General features: G+C 69.8%; 18 protein-coding genes and 1 pseudogene. 13 read left to right on the forward strand and 6 right to left on the reverse strand.

What is annotated here, in order from left to right; all coding sequences use genetic code 11:
• Positions 1-850: 850 nt before the first annotated feature.
• Genes qcrB through ctaF form a run of 3 tightly spaced genes read left to right on the forward strand, consistent with a single transcriptional unit; the run spans position 851 to position 4,673 of the window.
• The gene (gene qcrB / locus EFK10_RS10530; RefSeq protein WP_127355466.1) at positions 851-2,584 is read left to right on the forward strand and encodes a cytochrome bc1 complex cytochrome b subunit; all 1,734 of its coding nucleotides are present in this window, start codon (positions 851-853) and stop codon (positions 2,582-2,584) included.
• A gap of 38 nt (positions 2,585-2,622) precedes the next feature.
• Positions 2,623-4,287 carry an aa3-type cytochrome oxidase subunit I gene (gene ctaD, locus EFK10_RS10535; protein WP_407647055.1) on the forward strand — a complete coding sequence of 555 codons (1,665 nt, stop codon included), beginning with the start codon at positions 2,623-2,625 and terminating at the stop codon, positions 4,285-4,287.
• Positions 4,284-4,673, forward strand: coding sequence for an aa3-type cytochrome oxidase subunit IV (gene ctaF / locus EFK10_RS10540; protein WP_127355468.1), 390 nt, complete (start codon positions 4,284-4,286; stop codon positions 4,671-4,673). Before ctaD ends, ctaF begins: the two co-directional genes overlap by 4 nt.
• Before the next feature lie 767 nt (positions 4,674-5,440).
• On the opposite strand, the gene EFK10_RS10545 is transcribed toward ctaF, so the two are convergent.
• A complete protein-coding gene (locus EFK10_RS10545) occupies positions 5,441-5,803 on the reverse strand; it encodes a DUF3040 domain-containing protein (RefSeq protein WP_322973311.1) in 363 nt (120 codons plus the stop codon).
• Between the two features lie 290 nt (positions 5,804-6,093).
• On the opposite strand from EFK10_RS10545, the gene EFK10_RS10550 reads away from it, so the two are divergent.
• Positions 6,094-8,055, forward strand: coding sequence for an aconitate hydratase (locus EFK10_RS10550; protein ID WP_127355469.1), 1,962 nt, complete (start codon positions 6,094-6,096; stop codon positions 8,053-8,055).
• A 13-nt stretch (positions 8,056-8,068) separates the two neighbouring features.
• Entirely contained in the window at positions 8,069-8,245 is a 177-nt protein-coding gene (locus tag EFK10_RS48560; protein WP_206305401.1) for a hypothetical protein, read from the forward strand.
• Positions 8,246-8,558: 313 nt separating this feature from the next.
• On the opposite strand, the gene EFK10_RS53170 is transcribed toward EFK10_RS48560, so the two are convergent.
• Positions 8,559-8,843, reverse strand: coding sequence for a PP2C family protein-serine/threonine phosphatase (locus EFK10_RS53170; RefSeq protein WP_206305402.1), 285 nt, complete (start codon positions 8,841-8,843; stop codon positions 8,559-8,561).
• A gap of 486 nt (positions 8,844-9,329) precedes the next feature.
• Here EFK10_RS53170 and EFK10_RS48570 point away from each other — a divergent pair, with 486 nt between their 5' ends.
• A complete protein-coding gene (locus EFK10_RS48570; protein WP_206305396.1) occupies positions 9,330-9,599 on the forward strand; it encodes a hypothetical protein in 270 nt (89 codons plus the stop codon).
• Positions 9,600-10,039: 440 nt separating this feature from the next.
• On the opposite strand, the gene EFK10_RS10565 is transcribed toward EFK10_RS48570, so the two are convergent.
• Entirely contained in the window at positions 10,040-10,339 is a 300-nt protein-coding gene (locus tag EFK10_RS10565; protein WP_127355470.1) for a hypothetical protein, read from the reverse strand.
• Between the two features lie 368 nt (positions 10,340-10,707).
• On the opposite strand from EFK10_RS10565, the gene EFK10_RS10570 reads away from it, so the two are divergent.
• Positions 10,708-11,064 carry a hypothetical protein gene (locus EFK10_RS10570; protein WP_127355471.1) on the forward strand — a complete coding sequence of 119 codons (357 nt, stop codon included), beginning with the start codon at positions 10,708-10,710 and terminating at the stop codon, positions 11,062-11,064.
• A gap of 214 nt (positions 11,065-11,278) precedes the next feature.
• On the opposite strand, the gene tnpA is transcribed toward EFK10_RS10570, so the two are convergent.
• The 3 genes and pseudogenes from tnpA to EFK10_RS10590 form a co-directional block, all read right to left on the reverse strand.
• The gene (gene tnpA, locus EFK10_RS10575; protein ID WP_127355472.1) at positions 11,279-11,707 is read right to left on the reverse strand and encodes an IS200/IS605 family transposase; all 429 of its coding nucleotides are present in this window, start codon (positions 11,705-11,707) and stop codon (positions 11,279-11,281) included.
• 320 nt (positions 11,708-12,027) lie between these two features.
• Positions 12,028-12,993: a CapA family protein gene (locus EFK10_RS10585; protein ID WP_127355473.1), complete on the reverse strand. Its 966-nt coding sequence runs from the start codon at positions 12,991-12,993 to the stop codon at positions 12,028-12,030.
• Positions 12,990-13,397, reverse strand: a pseudogene (locus EFK10_RS10590) (phosphoribosyltransferase); the annotation flags it as partial. The pseudogene EFK10_RS10590 and the gene EFK10_RS10585, both read right to left, overlap by 4 nt.
• A 131-nt stretch (positions 13,398-13,528) precedes the next feature.
• Between EFK10_RS10590 and EFK10_RS48575 the strand changes: the two are divergent.
• From EFK10_RS48575 to EFK10_RS10615, 6 genes are all read left to right on the forward strand, one after another.
• The gene (locus EFK10_RS48575; protein ID WP_206305397.1) at positions 13,529-14,017 is read left to right on the forward strand and encodes a hypothetical protein; all 489 of its coding nucleotides are present in this window, start codon (positions 13,529-13,531) and stop codon (positions 14,015-14,017) included.
• A 150-nt stretch (positions 14,018-14,167) separates the two neighbouring features.
• Positions 14,168-14,494, forward strand: a complete 327-nt coding sequence (locus EFK10_RS48580; RefSeq protein WP_407647053.1) for a hypothetical protein — start codon at positions 14,168-14,170, stop codon at positions 14,492-14,494.
• A gap of 57 nt (positions 14,495-14,551) precedes the next feature.
• Positions 14,552-16,024 carry a site-specific integrase gene (locus EFK10_RS10600; protein WP_206305398.1) on the forward strand — a complete coding sequence of 491 codons (1,473 nt, stop codon included), beginning with the start codon at positions 14,552-14,554 and terminating at the stop codon, positions 16,022-16,024.
• Positions 16,024-17,742 carry a hypothetical protein gene (locus EFK10_RS10605; protein ID WP_127355475.1) on the forward strand — a complete coding sequence of 573 codons (1,719 nt, stop codon included), beginning with the start codon at positions 16,024-16,026 and terminating at the stop codon, positions 17,740-17,742. Before EFK10_RS10600 ends, EFK10_RS10605 begins: the two co-directional genes overlap by 1 nt.
• On the forward strand, positions 17,739-19,943 hold the full coding sequence (locus EFK10_RS10610; RefSeq protein WP_127355476.1) for a site-specific integrase: 2,205 nt from the start codon (positions 17,739-17,741) through the stop codon (positions 19,941-19,943). The genes EFK10_RS10605 and EFK10_RS10610 overlap by 4 nt, the downstream gene beginning before the upstream one ends.
• Complete coding sequence (locus EFK10_RS10615; RefSeq protein ID WP_127355477.1) at positions 19,940-20,401, forward strand: hypothetical protein; 462 nt, start codon at positions 19,940-19,942, stop codon at positions 20,399-20,401. The genes EFK10_RS10610 and EFK10_RS10615 overlap by 4 nt, the downstream gene beginning before the upstream one ends.
• Positions 20,402-20,428 lie beyond the last annotated feature (27 nt).

The following is a 20,428-nucleotide window of genomic DNA, read 5'->3' on the forward strand; positions in this document are numbered from 1 at the left end:
TGCGGCCGACCACGCCGCCACGTGACCGGCCGCAGTGACGGAACGACAGGTCCCCCGACGGTCTCCCTTGAGGGCACCGGCCCACTCCCGCGGCCCGATGCCCTCAAGGTCGCGATCCTCCGCTGGATTTGTCGGCTCGTTCGGAGGGTCCACCGCACGCGACCGGCCGGGCGATCGTGACCTCACAGGAGTCGACCGCGCGTCAGGTCAGCCGCCGCGCGTCGTGCCCGGTGCTGATCGACCGATGACCGCACCATTCGGCGCAGCGCCGGAACCGGCGGTACTGCCGAACCGTGCCCGGCGCGGCACACCGGAGATGTACGTCGAGCATGCCGGTGAGAGGGCTCACCGCAACCGCAGCATTCAAGGAGGCCGGCACCCCGCTGGACGAGGTCCACACCTGCGGGTCCCACACCACCGCCACGGAGGCCAGGCCGTCGCCCGCAACCACCCCGACGGTGGCGCGTCCTGACGATCACGCTCCCGGCCCGCTGAGCTGATCCCGGTGTCGGCGTGAAGATCGGGCCACCGCCTCGACCACTCGGGAAGAGACACGACCGTGGTAGCCGATCTCGAACGGTGGTGTCCCGGGCTAGGACACGGTAGCGGTGGCCGCACAGCGGCGAGTCGGGCGCCCCCGGGTGGGGTAGCCGTGGTTACAGTCCGTTCATGCCGAAGCAGCCCTGGCGGCGCGGAACGGCGCGCCCTGCGAGCCTCTCGCCGACCCGACACCCTCGGTACCGTCGGCGGGCGCACAGCGCCAACCGTCTGTGAACACCGGTGCGGTGCCGCAGCAAACACTGATGACCGTGGCCGTACGCGCCCCGGGGTCGTCGGGCGGTGAGGGTGCATGGCGGTGAGCGGCTCAACGGGGCGAGGGAGGAAACGGGCGGCGCAGCGGGGCGAGCGTATTGCGGACGCCCTCGACCAGCGGCTGCCGTTGGTGGACGGCGCCAAGGGGCTGGTCCGCAAGGTCTTTCCCGACCACTGGTCGTTCCTGCTGGGCGAACTGGCCCTCTACAGCCTGCTGGTGCTGGTGCTGACCGGCGTGTATCTCACGCTGTTCTTCGACCCGGACATGGGCGAGATCGTCTATCACGGCTCCTACCTGCCGCTGCGCGGGGTGCGGATGACCCAGGCGTACGCCTCGACCCTGGACATCAGCTTCGGTGTCCGCGGCGGCCTGATGATCCGCCAGATCCACCACTGGGCGGCGTTGGTCTTCGTTGCCGCGATCGCCGTGCACATGATGCGCATCTTCTTCACCGGCGCCTTCCGCCGACCGCGGGAGGCGAACTGGATGCTGGGTGTAACCCTCTTCGTACTCGCCACGCTGGAGGGATTCTGCGGCTATTCCCTCCCGGACGACCTGATCTCCGGCACGGGCCTGCGGATCGCCGAGGGCATCATGCTCTCCATCCCGCTCGTGGGAACCTATGTCACCTTCTTCGCCTTCGGCGGCGAGTACCCCGGTCACGAGATCATTCCGCGGCTCTACGGGTTTCACATCCTGCTCGTGCCCGGCCTGCTGCTGGCGCTGGTCGGGGCGCACCTGACCCTGGTCGTCTCCCTGAAGCACACGCACTGGGCCGGGCAGGGAAGAACCAACCGCAACGTCGTCGGCATGCCTGCCTTCCCCCAGTTTGTAACTCGCACCAGCGGCCTGTTTTTCGCCGTATCCGGTCTGCTGACCCTGCTCGGCGGCCTCGCCCAGATCAACCCGATCTGGGCCTACGGCCCCTACCGCACCGACCAGGCTTCGACGGGCTCCCAACCGGACTGGTACATCGGCTTCCTGGAAGGCGCGCTGCGGCTGATGCCCGTCGTGGAGACCCGGGCCCTCGGCCACACCATCGCCTGGAATCCGCTGGTACCCGCGGTGGTACTGCCGGGAGTGATGTTCGGGGTCTTGTACGCGTACCCGTATCTGGAGCGGTGGGTCACCGCCGGCCGGGGCGAGCATCACCTGTGCGACCGGCCGCGCAACCAGCCCGCCCGCACCGGACTCGGCGTGGCCGGCATCGCCTTCTACGCGGTGCTGCTGGCGGCCGGCGGTGATGATGTCATCGCCTACTCGTTCGGCATCTCCCTCGAGGGACTCGTCTGGGCGCTCCGTATCGCAGTGTTCGTCCTTCCGCCGTTGTGCTTCGCCGTGACCAAGCGGACCTGCCTGGCACTGCAGGCGCGAGATCGTGAACGGCTACTGGAGGGCGAGGAGACGGGGGACGTCGATCAGACGGTCGAGGGCGGGTACACCGAGGGGCACCGCCCGCTGCCGGCCGCCGAGCGCTACGTCCTGCTCGTGCGTGACCTGCCGGAACCGCTCGGTGCCCTGCCGCAGGGCCCGCCTCCGGCGGCCGGGGCAACCGCCGCCGCAAGGGCTCGGCTGCACCAGCAGGGGCTGCGCCTGCGCGCGGCCCTCAGCAACTGGTTCCACCAGGACCGAGTGGACCTGCCCGCCACCGATGAGCAGCGCAGGCAGATCGCCGCCGCCACCGCACCGCCGGCCCGCCAGGAGGGACTGGGCGGTCCGGCGACAGCCGCGGCCACCCAGCGCGCCAAGACCACTGAGGAGGGCTCGTGACGGCCGTGGACACGAAGCCGCCCGGCACCGAGGCGCACATCGGGCACGGCCGTGCCCTGCTGCGCTGGGTCACCTCGACCGACCACAAGGTCATCGGAAACCTCTACCTGGTGACGGCCTTCGGATTCTTCCTGTTCGGTGGCATCCTGGCGATGCTGATGCGGGCCGAACTGGCGCGACCGGGCCTTCAGTTCTTCAGCAACGACCAGTACAACCAGATGTTCACCATGCACGGCACGATCATGCTGCTGCTGTTCGCGACACCCACCTTCGTCGGCTTCGCCAACGCCATCATGCCGCTGCAGATCGGCGCGCCCGACGTCGCCTTCCCCCGCCTGAACGCGCTCACCTACTGGGTATTCCTGTTCGGCGGCCTGATGGTGCTCAGCGGCTTCCTCACGCCGCAGGGCGCGGCCTCCTTCGGCTGGTTCGCTTACGCGCCGCTCAACGGGCCGGTGCGCTCGCCCGGCGCCGGAGGGGATCTGTGGACGATGGGCCTGGTAGTGGCCGGCCTGGGCACCATCCTGGGAGCGGTCAACTTCATCACCACCATTACCTGCCTGCGCGCACCGGGGATGACCCTGTTCCGGATGCCGATCTTCACCTGGAACGTGCTGTTCACCTCGATCATGGTGCTGCTGGCCTTCCCCGTACTCACCGCGGCGCTGCTCGCCCTGGAGGCCGATCGGAAGTTCGGCGCGCACGTCTTCGACGCCGCCGACGGCGGCGCGATCCTGTGGCAGCACCTGTTCTGGTTCTTCGGCCACCCCGAGGTGTACATCGTGGCGCTGCCGTTCTTCGGCATCGTCAGCGAGATCATCCCGGTCTTCAGCCGCAAGCCGATCTTCGGATACCTCCCGCTGGTCGGCGCGACCATGGGCATCACGGCGCTGTCGATGACGGTGTGGGCGCACCACATGTTCGCCACCGGCGCCGTACTGCTGCCGTTCTTCTCACTGCTGTCCTTCCTGATCGCGGTGCCCACCGGAGTGAAGTTCTTCAACTGGATCGGCACGATGATCAACGGCTCGCTGTCGTTCGAGACGCCGATGCTGTGGAGCATCGGATTCCTCGTTACCTTCCTGTTGGGCGGCCTGACCGGGGTACTCCTCGCATCGCCGCCGCTCGATTTCCACGTCACCGACAGCTACTTCGTAGTCGCCCACATGCATTACGTGCTGTTCGGCACCGTCGTCTTCGCCACGTTCGGCGGCTTCTACTTCTGGTGGCCCAAGATCACCGGTCGGATGCTGGACGAGCGCCTGGGGAAGGTCCACTTCTGGATCCTCTTCGTCGGCTTCCAGACCACCTTCCTGGTCCAGCACTGGCTGGGCGCAACCGGCATGCCCCGCCGCTACGCCGACTACCTCCCCTCGGACGGGTTCACCACCCTCAACAGCGTGTCCTCGACCGGCTCCTTCGTCCTGGGGGCCTCCACACTGGTCTTCCTGTACAACGTGTGGTGGAGCGCGCACCACGGGCGCCGCGTGGAGGAGGACGACCCGTGGGGGTTCGGACGGTCCCTGGAGTGGGCCACCTCGTGCCCCCCGCCGAAGCACAACTTCCATGCCCTGCCCAGGATCCGCTCCGAGTCTCCGGCCTTCGACCTGCACCATCCCGAGATCCGGTCCGCGGGCGCCACGCCGCGGCCTCCGTCGAGCATCCCACCCGGCCCCTCGCAGACTGGGAAGGAAGCGCCGTGAAGGGCGAAGGATGGCTGTTCGCCGGGACGGCGCTCTTCTTCGCGGCCACCACCAGCGTCTACTGGGCCCTCTCCCGGGAACCGGCAGGGACCGCCGCCCTGACGGTCGCGTTCCTGATGTCATCGCTGGTCGCGTTCTTCTTCTTCATCGAGTACCGCAGACGGGGACTGCGCGCCCAGGACCGGCGCGAAGCCGACATCGCGGAGACCGCCGGCCGCCTTGCCTTCTTCCCCCCACGCAGCGCCTGGCCGGCCACCATTGCCGTCGGCGTCACGTTGCTGGCCCTGGGCGTGGTGTTCGGACTGTGGCTCTTCCTCATCGGCTGCGGGCTACTGGCCGGCGCCGTCTTCGGCTTCGTCTTCCAGCACTCCGACCGCTGGAATTGACCCCCCCGTCCGCGCAAACCCCGACCTTGGTGCCGACCGCGAAGAGGTCGACCGACGTCCGCGCCGCCAACAGATCGGCGATCGGCCACTCGTCGAGCCCACCGCTGACCAGGATCGGCATGTCCTTCAACCCGGCGTCGTCCAGGATCCGCCGCGCCCGGACTGCCTGTGCGCCCAGGTCGCCGCTGTCGAGCCGGTCGACACCGCACGGCTGCTGCGGACCGCCGGACTGTCCCCGGATGAGCAGGGCAGCCTCGCGACGGCGCCCCCGATCGAGCTGCTGGAGCACCTGGGAGGGCGGTGGTACCGACAGGCCTGCGAGCTGGCTCCGGTGCGCACGACGCACCTGGCCGTCGTCGGGCAGGTCGCGGAGCGGTTCCGGGACGCCCGGCGGATCCTCAACCACGTCACCGACAGGTACCTCATGCGGGTCGGCAACCCGTGGTTCGGCCCCCCTGACCGCGATGTCGATGGGATCGGGGATGGGCCGGGCGGTCCCGGCGTTAACGGTGCGGATGGCACGGCGAGTAATCCGCGGGGCACGGCGGCGTTGGGGGTGCGTGACCGGCTGGATGAATTGTTCGTGGATGAGGAACTCGCCGACCGATATCCGGCCGGTGGGAGCGGCGGGGCCTGTCGCGGTACGGCTGGCGTTGGCCTAAGCATTGGCCTCGCGCGACAAAGGCTGCTGGCAGCAGGACTGGCCGGCGGCGGGGGGCCTCCGGGCGCCGGGCCCGTCCACCGCGATGGCCCCGGAGCGAGTCGGGTCAGCGGCTGGAAGGGCCCGTCCGTTTGCGTGGCAGGACGAAACCGATCAGGAGCGTTACCAGCCACACTCCCGCGAAGGCCCAGATGACGCCTGCCGCCGATGTCGCCCACCCCGCGATGAGCAGACAGAGCGACATTATGGCCAAGGCGGCCACGAGCCCGCCGCGTGGCCTGCGGATCTCCTCCCAGACCCGGTGCCGAGTGCTCAGGCGCATGGTGCGCAGACTGCAGTCCAACATCTGGTCCTTCCTCAACACGGCTTCGACCTCCGCGAGGACCCGCTCCTCGCGGCGCGGAAGTCCGCCCGTCAGAATGCCCCTCGGCTGCCCGGCCCGCCCTGAAGCAAACCGTGCGCGTCGAATCCGTTCACCGTCATACCGACACGATCCCGATGCGCTGCCCGCCCGGTCGGGATCGTCAGCCTCGGCGACCTACCTTGCCGAGACCCATGAACCCTCATCGACCCCGGCGAAGATCAGCAGCACCCCAGCGGACCGGTGACGGCGTGAGACGCAGCGGGCCGGGTAGGCGCTGGCGTACGGAGCCTGCACGGACCGACACGGGGCACCTGGAGGATTCCATGGACCTCAAGATCGTCAAACCGAGCGCGAAATACCGTGCATGAGTCGGCGCGGTCGAGGAGACGAGTGCGATGAGCCTCGGCGTGGCGAGGAAGCTGATCGACTCCCACCTGGTGTCCGGTGAGCCCGTACCCGACACCGAGATCGGCCTGCGCGTGGACCAGACCCTGACGCAGGACGCGACCGGCACCATGGTCATGCTGGAGCTGGAGTCGCTCGGGCTCGACCGGGTCCGTACCGAGGTTTCCGTGCAGTACGTCGACCACAATCTGCTCCAGACCGATGAGCGCAACATGGCCGACCACCTGTTCCTGCGGTCCGCCTGCCGTCGGTTCGGCCTGTGGTACTCCAAGCCCGGCAACGGCGTGTCCCACCCGGTCCACATGGAGCGCTTCGGCGTCCCCGGCCGGACGCTGGCCGGCTCCGACTCGCACACCTGCGCTGCCGGAGCGCTGGGAATGCTGGCCCTCGGCGTGGGCGGGCTTGAGGTCGCCACCGTCATGGCCGGTGAGCCGCTCTACGTCACCATGCCGCGCATCTGGGGCGTACGGCTCAACGGCGAACTACCAGAGTGGGTGAGTGCCAAAGACGTCGTCCTGGAGATGCTGCGCCGCCACGGGGTACAGGGTGGGGTGCACCGGATCATCGAGTACCACGGCTCCGGGCTGGCGTCACTGTCGGCCATGGACCGGCACGTCATCGCGAACATGGGGGCCGAGCTGGGGGCCACCACCACGGTCTTCCCCGCCGACGAGCGGGTACGCGAGTTCCTGCGCCGCGAGGGCCGCGAGGACGACTTCACGGAACTGACCGCCGACCCCGAGGCCGCCTACGAATTCACCGACACGATCGACCTGGCCGCCCTGGAACCGCTCATCGCCACCCCCAGCTCGCCGGGCAACGTCGTCCCGGTTCGGGAGGTCGCGGGAGCGGACGTCCACCAGGTGGTCGTCGGCTCCTCCGCCAATCCGGGGCTGCGGGATTTCGCCGTCGTGGCCGCCGTGGTCAAGGGACGGCAGGCGCACCCGCAGGTCTCCCTGGACGTCAACCCCACCTCCCGGCAGACCCTCACCGACCTCACGAAAATGGGCGCCACACTCGACCTGATCCAGTCCGGTGCCCGCATCCACCAGGCCGGGTGCATGGGGTGCATCGGCATGGGCCAGGCCCCGGCGATCGGACGCAACAGCCTGCGCACCTTCCCCCGCAACTTCCCCGGCCGCTCAGGCACCAAGGAGGACTCCGTCTGGCTCTGTTCGCCGGAGACGGCCGCAGCCGCGGCCCTGACCGGACGTATCACCGATCCGCGCGACCTGCCCGGGCTGCTGGGCATCCCCCATCCGCAACTGCGGCTGCCGGCCGGCACCGCGGTCAACACGGCCATACTGGAACCGCCGCTGCCGCCCGAGCAGGCACGGCGCACCGAACTGGCCAAGGCCCCGAGCATCGGCTCGCTGCCCGATTTCGACCCGCTGCCCGCAACCCTCACTGCCCCTGTCCTGATCAAGGTCGGCGACGACATCTCCACCGACGAGATCCTCCCGGCCGGCGCCCGGGCCCTGCCGTACCGCAGTGATATCGACAAACTCGCCGACTTCACCTTCACCCAGGTCGACGAGGGCTACCCCCAGCGCGCCCGCCGCACGGGACAGCACATCGTCATCGGCGGCCACAACTACGGCCAGGGCTCCTCACGCGAGCACGCCGCCATCGGGCCCCGCCACCTTGGACTGCGCCTGGTCATCGCCAAGTCCTACGCCCGCATCCACTGGCAGAACCTCACCAACTTCGGAGTCCTCCCGCTGGAATTCACCGACGAGGCCGACTACGACCGTATCCGGCCCGGCGACGAACTCACCGTCGAAGATCCGCGAGGCGCGCTCCGGCGCGGGAACGCCGTCATCGTCCGCAACACGACCCGCGCGCAGACGTACCTTCTGCGGCACCGGCTCTCACCACGCCAGGTCGAGATGGTTCTGGCAGGCGGCCGGATCCCGCAACTGCGCTCCACATCGGCCGCGCATCATCAATGACCAGGAGTTCACCATGCGACTGTCGTTCCTGGAACCCGTGTACGCCGAGCCGGCGCCGTTCCCCGCCTGGACACCTAGGCCGGAACTGGCCGACGGACAAGGAACCCTGGAAGAGCGTTTGCTCCAGCAGGTGCCGGTGGGCGAATGGCACGAGGCCGCGCTGCGACTCGGCCGCGAGTTGGACGACTGAGCGCGGCGTGACGAAGCCGACATCGTCGTCCTGGCGGGGAAGGGCTGGGCGTACAACGTCCTGGCCCGCCGCCTGCCGAACCTGTCGCGTGGTACCCGTCTGCGGCGCATCGATGGCGGACACCGGGCCTGCCGCGCCCGCCTGCTGGAGCCGGAGCCGGGGGTCGGTCAGGCCGTCGGTGCAGAGGAGGTAGCGGGCGCCTTCGGACAGCGGGGAGGCGGTCACGGCGCTGAACCGGGGGTGCCGCCGAGCGTCTGCGTGACGAGGGACGTGGTGCGCTGCGCCGGCGCCAGCGGCGGGTTGTCGTCCACGCTCACCTGGTGAAGTCCGTCCCAAGCCTTCGAACACCCGGCTGGCCAACGTTGAACGCGAGCAGCGACTCCGGCACGACGACGGCGCCCGCGACCGTAGTACCCATGGTGGCCAGCTCCGGATCGCTATCGGCGACCGCGTACACCGCGTGATTGCAGACGTCCAGAGCATCACGGATGGCTTCCTCGCTCTCCACTAAAGGGCCGATCGAGGCGAGTTGGCGGACGACCCGTGCACTGGCCACCTCGCCCCCCGGCTGCCCGCCAAGCCCGTCGGCGACCGCCACGACGAGCGGTGTGCCGAGAGGGAACACAAGTCTGCGGGTTCTCGGTCACCGTGCCGCGCAGCGTCCACGGCCCCACGACGAGGCCGTCCTTGTCGTGGTCGCGTACCATCCCGGTACGGCTCAACGCACTCACAGCGATGTGCGGGCACCGTAAGTCCCCGCCTCTCCACATTGGCAGGCGCGCCCTCTCATCACCATTGTGGCGCCCTGGGCCGTGCGGGGGCTCGCCGCCCTGCGGCCCGGCATGGGCGGCACGGGAGCGCAGCCGCCCGCTGCGCTAGCCGGAGCCCGATGGCTGCGGAGTCCGAAGACGTAACCTTTCGCCCGCCCCTTCCGTTGCTCCAGCGCACAGGTGCCTCGAAGCGTCGTGTTTATGTCCCTGGCGGCAGGATCCGTCGGGGAGCTGCGTGCGTTTACGCTCGTCAGGCGCAGCGTGTGGTGAGGGTCTGTTCACGGCCAGGCGTGGGACGGGACGGGGGTGGGGACGTGGCCGTACACAGTGATGCGGGGGACAGCGAACAGGTCAGCGATCTGTTGCACGGTCCGCTCGCCGCAGTCGTGGAGCTGCTGCGCGAGCGTGGTCTGCTGGGCTCCACCGCCAATCTCATCAGCAACGCCGCCCCGGACCGGGAGCACCTCGCGGACAAGGATGTGGCGCCAGTCGGCGTCGTACGACCAGCGGGCGCAGCAGCCGGGGCCCCCGCCGGGAGGGTTGTTCCCGGCCTCCCCCGGACGTCATCGGGGACGCTTGTGTGACCGATATGAGAGGAGCATCCTGGTTTACAGGCAACCCGCACCCTTACATTCGTGGCAAGCCAGGGCAGGGCGAGATGAGCCTCGGCGTGGCTGGGCAAAGGCTCGGCGTGGCTGTTCTGAGAGGCCCTCCGGCAACAACCGGGGGGCCTTCTCATGCCCAGGGCGCGCCATACCCCCCATTGAAGGGTGCCGGGACACCACTGCGGAGGCACTCCGGGCGAGGCCGGGTGCCAGCGGTAGGAGGGAGCGGGCCCCGTCCGCTTCGGGGGCATTACGTCGGCACTTCTTGCACTCTCTGGCTTGGCATCCTCACGCCACGCCCGCCGCCGGAGAGCAGTGCAGGGCCCGCACCGGCGACGCCGACCGCCCCGCGCAGGCAGTACGCCGCCCCGGACCCGCCCGGCCAGCGGTCGCCGGCAGCCCCCTTCCAGCCTTGGCGATTAGGCCGAACCGGTGACTGCCGCACCCGGCGATGCGGCAGCGCGGGCGCTCATGCCCGGCGCCTGGTTCGCCCGCTGCAGCGCCGGATGAGCCTTGACCCGCCCGTAGGCGTCCCGGCCGGAGAAGTACAGGTGCTTGGCCACGGTGGCGGACAACTGCGGCTGCCGGGCCCACAACATGTCGATCACCCGCTGCTCGTCACCGCCCGGGCGGGAGATGGCCGGCGGCCACCGCGCCAGCTTGCGCCGCGCCTCGTCCGACTCGCGCTGCGGCTGCGGCTGCGGGAGATCGGCCGGCAAGCCGAGGGCATCGTCGCATCGGTGTCGTCCGCATCCGGGATCGTAGGGGCGCCCGCCCCAGGGCAAGGCCAGCGACGCCAGGACCGACCGGGTGACACCAGACAGCCCCGGCCCGGAGCCGTCGTACGAGTGCGAGTGCGGCTGGTGCCGCGTCATCGCCTCAATCCCCAGGGTTCGTTGCCCCTGATGGCGCAGTCAGGTTCCGTACTGGGGGGTCCACGGCCGCAGGCGGGGTGGCCTCGTTCGGCGACCCGCCCGCGCTGCAGTCCCCCTCCGGTGGCGCAGCCCACCCGCAAGGAGTGGAGTGGCGGTGTGCGGCATCCGCAGAGTGGCGCGGCGAGGGCGGTGGAGCACGGTGCGGAGGAGCGATGGCGCGGCTCGTGGTCAAGGGCGAGGACCTCATCGTCCGCCTGCCGTGGTGGGGGAAGGTGGCGGCCCGGAGCCGCGACGTGCACGTGCCCCTGTCCGCGGTCCACCAGGTGGCCATCGAACCCGACTGGTGGCGTGCCCTGCGCGGCGAACGCATCCGGGGCACCTGGATCCCCGGCATGCTTTCCCTCGGCACCCGGCGGCACCCCCGCGGAAAGGACTTCGCGGCCGTCCGCGCCCGCCGGCCTGTCGTGTGCGTCGAACTACGCCGCCCCTCGCCCTACGCCCGCCTGGCCGTCACCGACCCTAACCCCGAAGCCGCCGCACACGCCGTACGCAGCGCCGCAGGAATCTGACCACACAAGGAGGCGGTCCGCCAAGCACCCCCCGGTCCGGCCAACGATGGGGTCCCGCGTGTGACCGCCTTCCGCTACCATCCGGACGCCTGACCGGCGTGCGAGTGCCGAATATTGCGTCCGTGAAATTCAGCAGGATCTAGCGAGGAACCCCAGGCCTTCAGGCCTGGGAGGAATCGCTTCCTGAGTCACGGCGGTGCGGAGCACCGCCGTATCACTGCGGTCGCTTCTGGTTCTCGATGTACTCCTTGATGATCGACAGCGGTGCGCCACCGCACGATGCCGCGAAGTACGAGGGAGACCAGAAGTGATCCCCCCACAGGTACTTGCGGATGTGCTCTGGGTACTCCTGGCGGAGGCGACGGGCGGAGACTCCCTTGAGTGAGCCGACCAGCCGCGACAGTGCGACCTTCGGTGGGTAGTGCACAAGCAAGTGCACGTGGTCGGTCTCGCCGTTGAACTCGACCAGGTCGGTCTCGAAGTCGGTGCAGACAGCCCGCATGATCTCTTCGCAGCGTCGAAGAATCTCGTCGGTGAACGGTCCGCGCCGGTATTTGGGTGTGAAGACCAAATGGGCGTGGAGGGTGTAGACGACCGTTCGACCCCTGCGGATGTTGGGGTTTGATTCCCATCTGGGTGACATAGATCAATGATATTATTTCGGGCATGGAGATCGTGACGCAGGTCAAGCTCCTGCCGTCACCCGAACAGGCGGCTGCACTGGAGTGCACCCTGCGCACGGCCAACGACGCGGCGAACTGGGTGTCCGGGGTGGCTTTCGAGCGCGGTGTTCCGCGTGAGTACGAGCTGCGCAAGTTCACCGGCGCGCACCGCTGCCGAGAGCACACCGCCCCCCGGGGAACGGCACCCCGATCCGTTCTCTCCGCCCTCCTCTCCCGCAGCCCCGGGACGCCCACGACGTGCGATGCGGGCGCTGCGCGACGGGAAAGAACGCGGATTCGGTCAGCCGGTGTCCCATTTGATGACCAGGCGGCCGTCCTCCTCGGCGACTTCGGTCCCGAAGGCGGCGCATACGCGGCGGAAGCGGTCGGCGATCCAGTCACTCTCGTCCGGGTCGGCGAGGCGGGTGAAGCAGTAGTCGAGCGCGATGGGAACGGCTTCGAGCCGCGCCGGCTTGCGGTCCCCCTCGTCGAAGGTGACGAGGAAGAGCAGGCCCCGGTCGTTGCGGAGCCGGGGGTGGGTCGCGTAGTCGTCGATGAAGTCCCCCAGGTCATACAGGATCGCGTCGCGCACACCGTGGAAGACGTGCGCCGAGTGGCCTGCTACGAGCGTGGCACCCGCCGCCCGGAAGGCGGCCGCGGCCGCGCGGATGTACCGAGCGGGCTTTGCGGTCATGTTCGGACCCCAGTGCGCGGTCGCGATCACGATGTCCGTGCCGAGGCCGCTGATGGTGTCCGGCAGCCACCCGGGGATCCCTGCGCTGAGGTCGGCGTAGGCGACCCCCGGGTGGTCCGCACCGGCCGCGTACTCCGAGGGGTGGTCGGTCACCCCGATGATGCCGACACCGAGGCCCGCGCGTTCGATCACCGCGGGCATCCGGGCAGTCCGCTCGTCGGGACCGGCGCCGACCCAGGCGATCCCGGCGGCGGCGAGGTGATGCAGGGTGTCCAGGAGCGCGTCGGCGCCGAAGTCCAGCGCGTGGTTGTTGGCCAGGTTGACGCAGTCGACTCCCAGGTAGCGCAGCGTCGCGGTGGCGATGGGCGGGGCGCGGAAGAAGAAGCGCTTGAACGGATTGGGCCAGGGTTCCCCGCGGTCGGATACCGCGCACTCGAGGTTGAGCAGGAACAGATCCGCCTCCCGCGCCACAGCCACGACCTCGTCGGCGAAGAGGCGGTCCGGCGGGGCCGTCGCGAGCCGCTCGGCGACCGTGCGGCCCAGCATGGTGTCGCCGGCGAGGGCGAGTTTCATGGTCCGGACGCCGATTGCGGTGCGGGCGCGAGGCGGTCGGTGAACCAGTCCCGGGCCAGGACGGCGACCGCCTCCAGGGCTCCCGGCTTGCAGACCTGGGCCGCGCCGGGAACGGCTTCGAGGCGGCGCTCGCAGCGCAGCAGGCCCTGTGCCTGCTGGTTGAGGTCGAGCACCAGATCGTTGTGGCCGCCGACGATGAGCAGCGTCGGGGCGGTCACTTCGGGCAGCCGGGGCCCGGCGAAATCGGGCCGTCCGCCTCGGGAGACCACGGCGGCGACGTCCGCGTCGGGTTCGGCTGCCGCCCAGAGCGCCGCGGCGGCCCCGGCGCTGGCACCGAAGTATCCGATCGCCAGCCCCTCCGTGCCCGGCTCGGCGCGCAGCCAGCAAGTGGCCGCGGCCAGACGCCGACCACTTTCGGTTCGATCGGCGAAGATCACGGGGCTCACCTCCTTGCCCCGGACGAGAACCCCCACATCGAGAACCCTGTACAAGGGTATGCCCCTGATGAACCGGCGGCCCGGAACCCGCTCGCGCAGTGCACCCCAGACCTCCGCCTCCGGGAGAGACCGCCGCGGGCGACATCGTCGAGACACAGGTTCCACGCGCCGACCGCGGCATCAACTACCTCGCGGTCGTGCGAGCCTTCTGCCTCGACCTCGCGCAGTGGGCCATGGACGATCCCGCGCGCTGGGGCGTCTGGGCGGCGCCCTGCCCCATCCGCGAAGAGGAAATGTCCCGAAGGAAAGAACGGTCCGGCCGCAAATCGCGCATGGACCAGCGGACACGCGAGCGGCTTCCCGTCCTGCCGCTCCTGGTCCAGACGGTTGACGCTGAACGCCGACGGGCTGCTGAGCGACTGGAAGCCGCACGGAACACCGACACGGGAGCGGACTTTACCGCGGTCGGCCAGCGCTGGCACCGGCCGGTCACCAAGAACCCCACGGCCAAGGTCTGGGCCCAGGACCCCGAGACCGGGAAACGCGTCGACCTCACGCTGGAAGAGCATCGGGCGTTCTGGTCCTGAGCGATTGTCGAGGTCCTGCGGCATACAGGGATCCGCGTCGAGGAGCTGACCGAGCTCTCCCACCACAGCCTCGTCCAATACCGGCTGCTCGGCACCGGCGAACTGATCCCGCTCCTGCACATCGCCCCGTCCAAGACCGATGCCGAGCGTTTGCTCGTCATCTCTCCCGAGCTCGCCGACGTGCTGAGCACGATCATCAGCCGAGTCCGCGACGTGAACGGCGCCGTCCTCCTCGTCGTCTCCTACGACACCCACGAACGCGTCTGGAACCCGCCGATGCCGCTGCTGTTCCAACGCCACATCGGCGTGGAGAACCGGCCGATCCCTGCCGCCGGGATCAGAGACATGCTCAACGACGCGCTTTCCCGCACCGGACTCACCGACGCCAACAACCGGCCGCTGAGCTTCAGCCCCCACGACTTCCGGAGGCTTGTCTCTGCTTTGTTTCCATGTGGCGATTACCTCCAAGTGTGCTGATGGCCATGGGGTTTGGGCTTTGCGCTGAGCCGTGTGGTGTTTCTACTGTCAGGGCTTGTGATCCTGACCTTCTTCTCGTCCCACGGCTGGCAGTCCTGGGATGTCGAGCACCGGCCGTTGATCCCCGAGGGGATGCCCGTGCTTGTCGACGACGACCTGCACTTCGAGGATGGCCCGGCCGCGCCGCGTCCGGCGGCGGTGGTGAACCGGTGGCTGCGTGAGCTCCCGGCGAGCGGGGCGCCGGCGCCGAGCTCGTGGGAGAACTACGCGCGGGTAGTCAAGGAGTGGTCGGAGTTCCTGGCCGAGCACGGAGTGGGCCTGTTCGACTCGCGGGAGCGCTTGAAGTCGGGGCTGAGCCGATATGCCGAGCATCGGGCGGCCGGACCGCTCAAGGCCCGCTTCGCGGCGACCACATGGGGCCAGCACATGAGCATCCTGTCGCTGTTCTACCGGTGGGCGATGTCCGAGGGGCACGCGCAGGCAGAGCCGTTCACCTACCGCTCGGCGCGCGCCCTGTTCCACGGGACCGGGCGGGAGATGCGGGTGAACCTGGCGGTGCGCCGCACCCCGAAGCCGCATGTGACGATCAAGTACCTGGAGCCGGACTTCACCGAGCTGTTCCGCAAGGGACTGCGCGGGCTGGCCCCGGACGGCTCGGACGATACCGGCTACCGAGGGCGTGAGCTGGTGCGCAACGCTGCGATCGGAGACCTTGCGCTGGCCACAGGGCTGCGGGCACAGGAGTTCACCTACCTGCTGCCCTGGGAGATCCCCGCGCTGCCGCCGGAGCCGACCGCGGTCCCGATCCCCTTCCCGGTGCCGGGCGGGATCACCAAGGGCCGGAAGTTCCGCATCACCTGGACCTCCTACGAGGCCCTCGTCGGCGTCCACAACTACGTGGAGCTCGACCGGGCGGCCACGGCCGAGGGTTCAGCATGGCGACCGCCGCGTCGCTGGGGCGAACCGCTGCTGGTGTCCGAGCCCGATGCCAGGGGCGGGCGGATCAACGGGGTCCGCCGGTCCTGGGAGTCGCTGACCCCATCCGAACGTCGCCGACTGGTCGCCCCGGACGGGGGCTCATGCCTGCTGGCCGTCAAGAGCGGCGGTGCCCCGTTCACCGCGTGGGCGACGGTCTTCGAGCGCACGGCAGACCGGATCCGGGCCCGCTTCGAGCCGCGCTTCCCCCACGTCCACCCCCACCGGCTCCGCCACAGCTTTTCGATGAGAACGCTCGAATACCTGGTCACCGGGCACTACCGGCAGGCCGCGAAGCTCGTGCGGGACACCGACGCCGATGCCGCGCTGGTCTTCTACCTGTCCAAGGCCGACCCGCTGCTGGTGCTGCGCGACCTTCTTGGCCACTCCAGCGTCCTCACGACGGAAAAATATCTCCGCCGCCTGGACACGACCCGCATCTACCGGGACGCATACGAGAGCGCCGGTGCGGCAGCCGGACTGACCGGCGACGCGCAGGCCGACCGAGAGGCCGGGGCCGAGTTCGCCGACGACGTCGAGGACGGGAACATCTGATGCCGACGATGCTCATCGACGACCCGCTCGGCATCACCTGCGTCTTCAGCGACGGCAGCCGCGCAGAGTTCCCCCTGGACGGGCTCCCCAACCCGCGACTGGCCCGGGACCTGGCCACCAGCCTGGTCGAGCTGATCCACCCGCATGGCACCGCGGACTCGGCCGGCACGGTCAACCACTACGTCCAGGCCCTGCGGCAGATGGTGCGGACCCTGGCCGAGCGCGGGTTCACCGGTCCCGCCGCCCAGCTGCGGCGCGGGCAGATGGCCGAGTTCTGGATGGGCAGCACCGGCCCCAGAGAAGCGTGCACCCGCGCGATGGTGAAAGGACTCGACCAGGTCGGCGGCACCCTCGCCGAGGGGGTCCTGGAACTGGCGGCCGGGCGGCCCTACAACCGTCAACCGAACCACCGCACGCTGCCGCCCTACCCGGAGGCCGAGTGGCAGCGGCTTACCGAGGTCTGCCGCACCCTGGTCGAGGACTCGTACGCGACCCACCGGCGGGCGCTGTCCGAAGCCGCACGTGGGAGGCACCCGGGCCCGGGGGCCTGGACGGCGGCGAACGTGCGGTGGCTGCTGGCACGGGTGGGCCCGGTGACCGCCGCGCGATTCGGTGGGGAACTGGGCTGCACCGAAGAGGCGGTCTGGCAGCGGGGCGGCTTCCTGCAGGCCAGCGCGGACCTGTTCCCCACGCACAACACGATGATCGCCTACCGGCTCCTGTTCGGCATCTACTCCGGCATCGTCCCCGACGGCATCGACGACCTGGTCACCGACGACATCGACTGGGCCGGGGACGCCACCGTCCTGCTCTCCTATATCAAGGGCCGCACGGCGGCGGAGAGCTTGAACCTGCCGCGCCGCGCGGTGCGGCTACTGGAGCAGTGGCTGTCGCACTCGTCCCTGCTCAGAAGCTTCACCAGGCCACCGGACCAGCAGCGCCTGTGGTTGGCACTCAGCCGCCCCGGGCACTTCGCGGTCACCACCGGCACCGGCGCCCGGGTGGCTGTCCAACGCTGGGTCGTGCGCCACCAGGTCCTCGGGGCGGACGGACTCCCCTTGAAGGTCCACCGCTCACGGATCCGCACCACGCACGAGGCGATGCGGGACAAGAGCACCTGGACGGGCAGCGGACGGGCCACCGTCGACCCCAACCACACGCCCTCCGTCGAGGGCGACCACTACCTGACCGCGACGACACCGGCCCAACAGCGCGCGGTCGAGACCGTCATCGAGGACGCCCAGCACGACATGCTGCGACGCTCCCACCCGCCGACCGTGATCACCGAGGAGGACGCGGCCACGCTGGCCAGCGGCTATCCGCAACTGCTCGCCGCCATGGAGCTGGACGATGCGGCGATCGCCGAGCTGATCGGCGGCCGGCGGGACGTGTTCACGGCCGCATGCGGCGACCAGCTGTCGGGGCTGCACGGCCCGAAGGGCAAACCGTGCCCGGCCCGGCCCTGGGTCTGCCTGCTCTGCCCGCTGGCGGTCTTCGCCCCGCGGCACGCGGTCAACTTGCTACGACTCAAGGCGTTCTTCTCCCGGCAGTGGCAGCAGCTGCCCGCCGCCCAGTTCATGGCCGTCTTCGGCCCCTATGCCACCCGCATCCAGCAGGTCCTGGACCGCTTCGACCCGGCCGTCCTCGCTGCGGCCGCCACTCACCTGGCCGACCGGGACGAGGAACTGCCCCTGCGGCCCGAGGAGATGACCGCGTGACCACCAGCGCCTCTGTCCTCTCCCTCTCTGACGGCCGCTCAGCGGTCTTCGCCGGTGTCGACGTCTGCCGCGAAGCCGGCCTCGTCCTGCCCGCAGGCGTTGGCCGACCCGTCTTCGAGGACGATGTCTGGGACTTCACCCACGTCATCGGGCTGCCCGTCCAAATGGCCCGTGGCATGCGGCGTTTCGACTTCACCGCCATCGCCGATGCCCGCTGGAGACTGGTCGCCAAGGAACTGCTCCTGGCGGTGCTCGCCCCCCGGCATCCGGCGGTGGCCCCGCTGCCCCGCGCCTACCGCACCGCCTTGCACCTGGCCAGTTGCGCGGGCCGGCTGGGCGAGCTCGTCCGGTTCCTGGACTGGCTGGGCGAGCGCGGAATCACCGGCTTGGAGCAGGTCGACACGCAAGCCTGCGAGGCATACATGGCCCACCGGCGCTATGTGCTCGACGAGAACGGCGCCGTGGTGGGGGAACAGAGCCCGGGAACCCGGCGCTCGGCCGCGCAGATCGTGGTGGACCTGGTCAACTACCGTGCGTTGTTCACCGCCGACCGCGTCGCGGTGGACCTGCGCCCGTGGGGAGGAGCCTGTGCTTCCGCCGTGGCCGAGATGCCCTGCGGCCGGGGCCAGAACAAGACCCCGCCAGTGGAGGACCGCGTGCTGCAGCCGATGCTCGCCGCAGCCCTCTACCTGGTCTCGGCACTCGGGCCACACACCGTCAAGCTGGCCGGGGAAGTACGGGCAGCGGACCTCACCTCGTCACGCAAGACGGAAGGGCTCCGCCACGGCGGCCCAGCCCCGATAGCCGACTTCACGGAACTGCTGGCCCAGTACGCGCGAACGCGCGCGCCGCTGCCCATGCTGGCCGAGCACCACGTCGCCGATCGACTCGCTGAGGGCTGGTCACCCGACGATCCGCTCCTGCCGGTGGCCACGGGACTGCTGGCCCGACAAGCCGGCTTCGGCCAGCTCTGGTCCAGATGGCTGCCATCCCTGCGCCGTCCCTTGGAGGACGCCGTCTCCTCCCTGGGGGTGGAGAAGGCCTTCGGCCGGGACGCCGCCGAGACCACCTCCGCGGACGGCGCGTCCGCGCTGCCCTGGACCCTGCCGCTGCACCGTCTCCAGGCCGTCGCCCTGGTCGGCATCGTCCGCACTGCCGCGATCATCGTCCTGTCCGCGGTCTCGGGAATGCGGGCGAGCGAGTTGATGGAACTACGGGTCGGCTGCCGGCAAGCGCCCGAGGAACCGATCCCCGGCCTGATGCGTTTCCGGATCGCCAGCAAGGTCGTCAAAGGCCAGCCGCTCGGCGGAACCGATGACGAGTGGGTCGTTGTCGAGCCGGTCTATCGCGCGGTCGGGCTCGTCGAGAGCCTGCACGAGGACCCCAGCGACGGGGCCCTGCTGTTCGGCCGCTTCGCCTTCACCGTCCGCTACCGGTGGTTCCGGAACTGGGTCAACTCCCCGGCCGGGCAGCGACTCGGCTTGGCGGCGATCCCCGAGGGGCCGGTCAACCTGCGCATGCTGCGGCGGAGTCTGGCCCTGGAACTGGCTTACCGTCCCGGCGGCGTGCTCGCCTCCAAGATCCATCTAAAACATATCGCAGTAGCCACAACCGAGGGGTATGCCTCGCGCCCCGGCGGGGCCCAGGCCGAGCTCTTGGCCGAGATCAACAAGTACGAGAGCGACCGCAACCTGGACCTGGTCCTGGCCGAGTTCCGCAACTACCAGCAGGGCATTCTGCCCGCAGGCCCCGGCGCCCGCAGCCTCACCGAGTTCTTCGCCGGCATCGACGAGAAGCTCGAACCCGCCGCAGCACCGGCACCCAGGACCCAGCGCAGTGACCGGGACGTGCTGAACCTGCTGACCAAGCGCGCCAAGACCCTGCACATCGGCCCGGCAAACTTCTGCTGGTTCACCGACCCCTCCCGCGCGCTCTGCCTCAAACTCGCCGGCACCCCCACCGCCGACCGGCCGCTGATCGGGATGTGTGACTCCGCCCGCTGCCCACAGGCCACCCACCACCCCTGCCACCGACCCGTCTGGGCCGAACACGCCGAACGGACGAAGACGTTCCTCGGCGACCTGGGCAAGACCCGCAGAACCGAACACGCCCGCCTGCAGAACGACTACGACCGGGCCCTTCGGGTCGTCGCCGAGATCGACGCGGCCACCACCGACCAGCCCGATGAGGACTCCGCATGAGGATCACCGCAGCCCAACGCACCGAGAACGAGAACCGCATCCGGGCCGCCATGGACCGCCTCCTACGCGGAGAGATCCCGCCCGGCGGCACCTGCGACATCAAGACCCTCGCCCGCGAATCCGCCGTCGACCGCACCGCCTTCTACGGCACCCGCCCCTATGCCCACCTCCGCGAAGAATTCGAACACCGCCTGCAGTCCCTCCACGCCGTCGGAGATATCCCCGACCCGAGGGACGCCCAAATCGAGCGACTCAAAACGGAGATCACCAAGCTCAAGGCCCGGCTCGCCCAAGCGGACAGCACTGTCGAGGAGCTCACGGACTTCCGCACTCAGGCCCTCGCCCGGCTCGCCGCCCAGCACGAGGAGATCGTCCACCTGCGAGCGACCGCCACAGCGGCCAACCGCGTGACCCGGCTTCCTGCCGCCCGCAGCACCTCGATCGGATCGTGCAGCTGATGCCGCATACCCGACTGGGTGCTGGCT

Origin of the sequence: Streptomyces soli (assembly GCF_003999195.1) — a bacterium.
Classification (GTDB): domain Bacteria; phylum Actinomycetota; class Actinomycetes; order Streptomycetales; family Streptomycetaceae; genus Actinacidiphila; species Actinacidiphila soli.

Coding starts and splice junctions, on each gene's coding strand:
- qcrB (WP_127355466.1), top strand. CDS start 851: ATGGCGGTGAGCGGCTCAACGGGGCGAGGGAGGAAACGGGCGGCGCAG.
- EFK10_RS10550 (WP_127355469.1), top strand. CDS start 6,094: ATGAGCCTCGGCGTGGCGAGGAAGCTGATCGACTCCCACCTGGTGTCC.
- EFK10_RS48560 (WP_206305401.1), top strand. CDS start 8,069: ATGCGACTGTCGTTCCTGGAACCCGTGTACGCCGAGCCGGCGCCGTTC.
- EFK10_RS10570 (WP_127355471.1), top strand. CDS start 10,708: ATGGCGCGGCTCGTGGTCAAGGGCGAGGACCTCATCGTCCGCCTGCCG.
- tnpA (WP_127355472.1), bottom strand. CDS start 11,707: ATGTCACCCAGATGGGAATCAAACCCCAACATCCGCAGGGGTCGAACG.
- EFK10_RS10585 (WP_127355473.1), bottom strand. CDS start 12,993: ATGAAACTCGCCCTCGCCGGCGACACCATGCTGGGCCGCACGGTCGCC.
- EFK10_RS10605 (WP_127355475.1), top strand. CDS start 16,024: ATGCCGACGATGCTCATCGACGACCCGCTCGGCATCACCTGCGTCTTC.
- EFK10_RS10615 (WP_127355477.1), top strand. CDS start 19,940: ATGAGGATCACCGCAGCCCAACGCACCGAGAACGAGAACCGCATCCGG.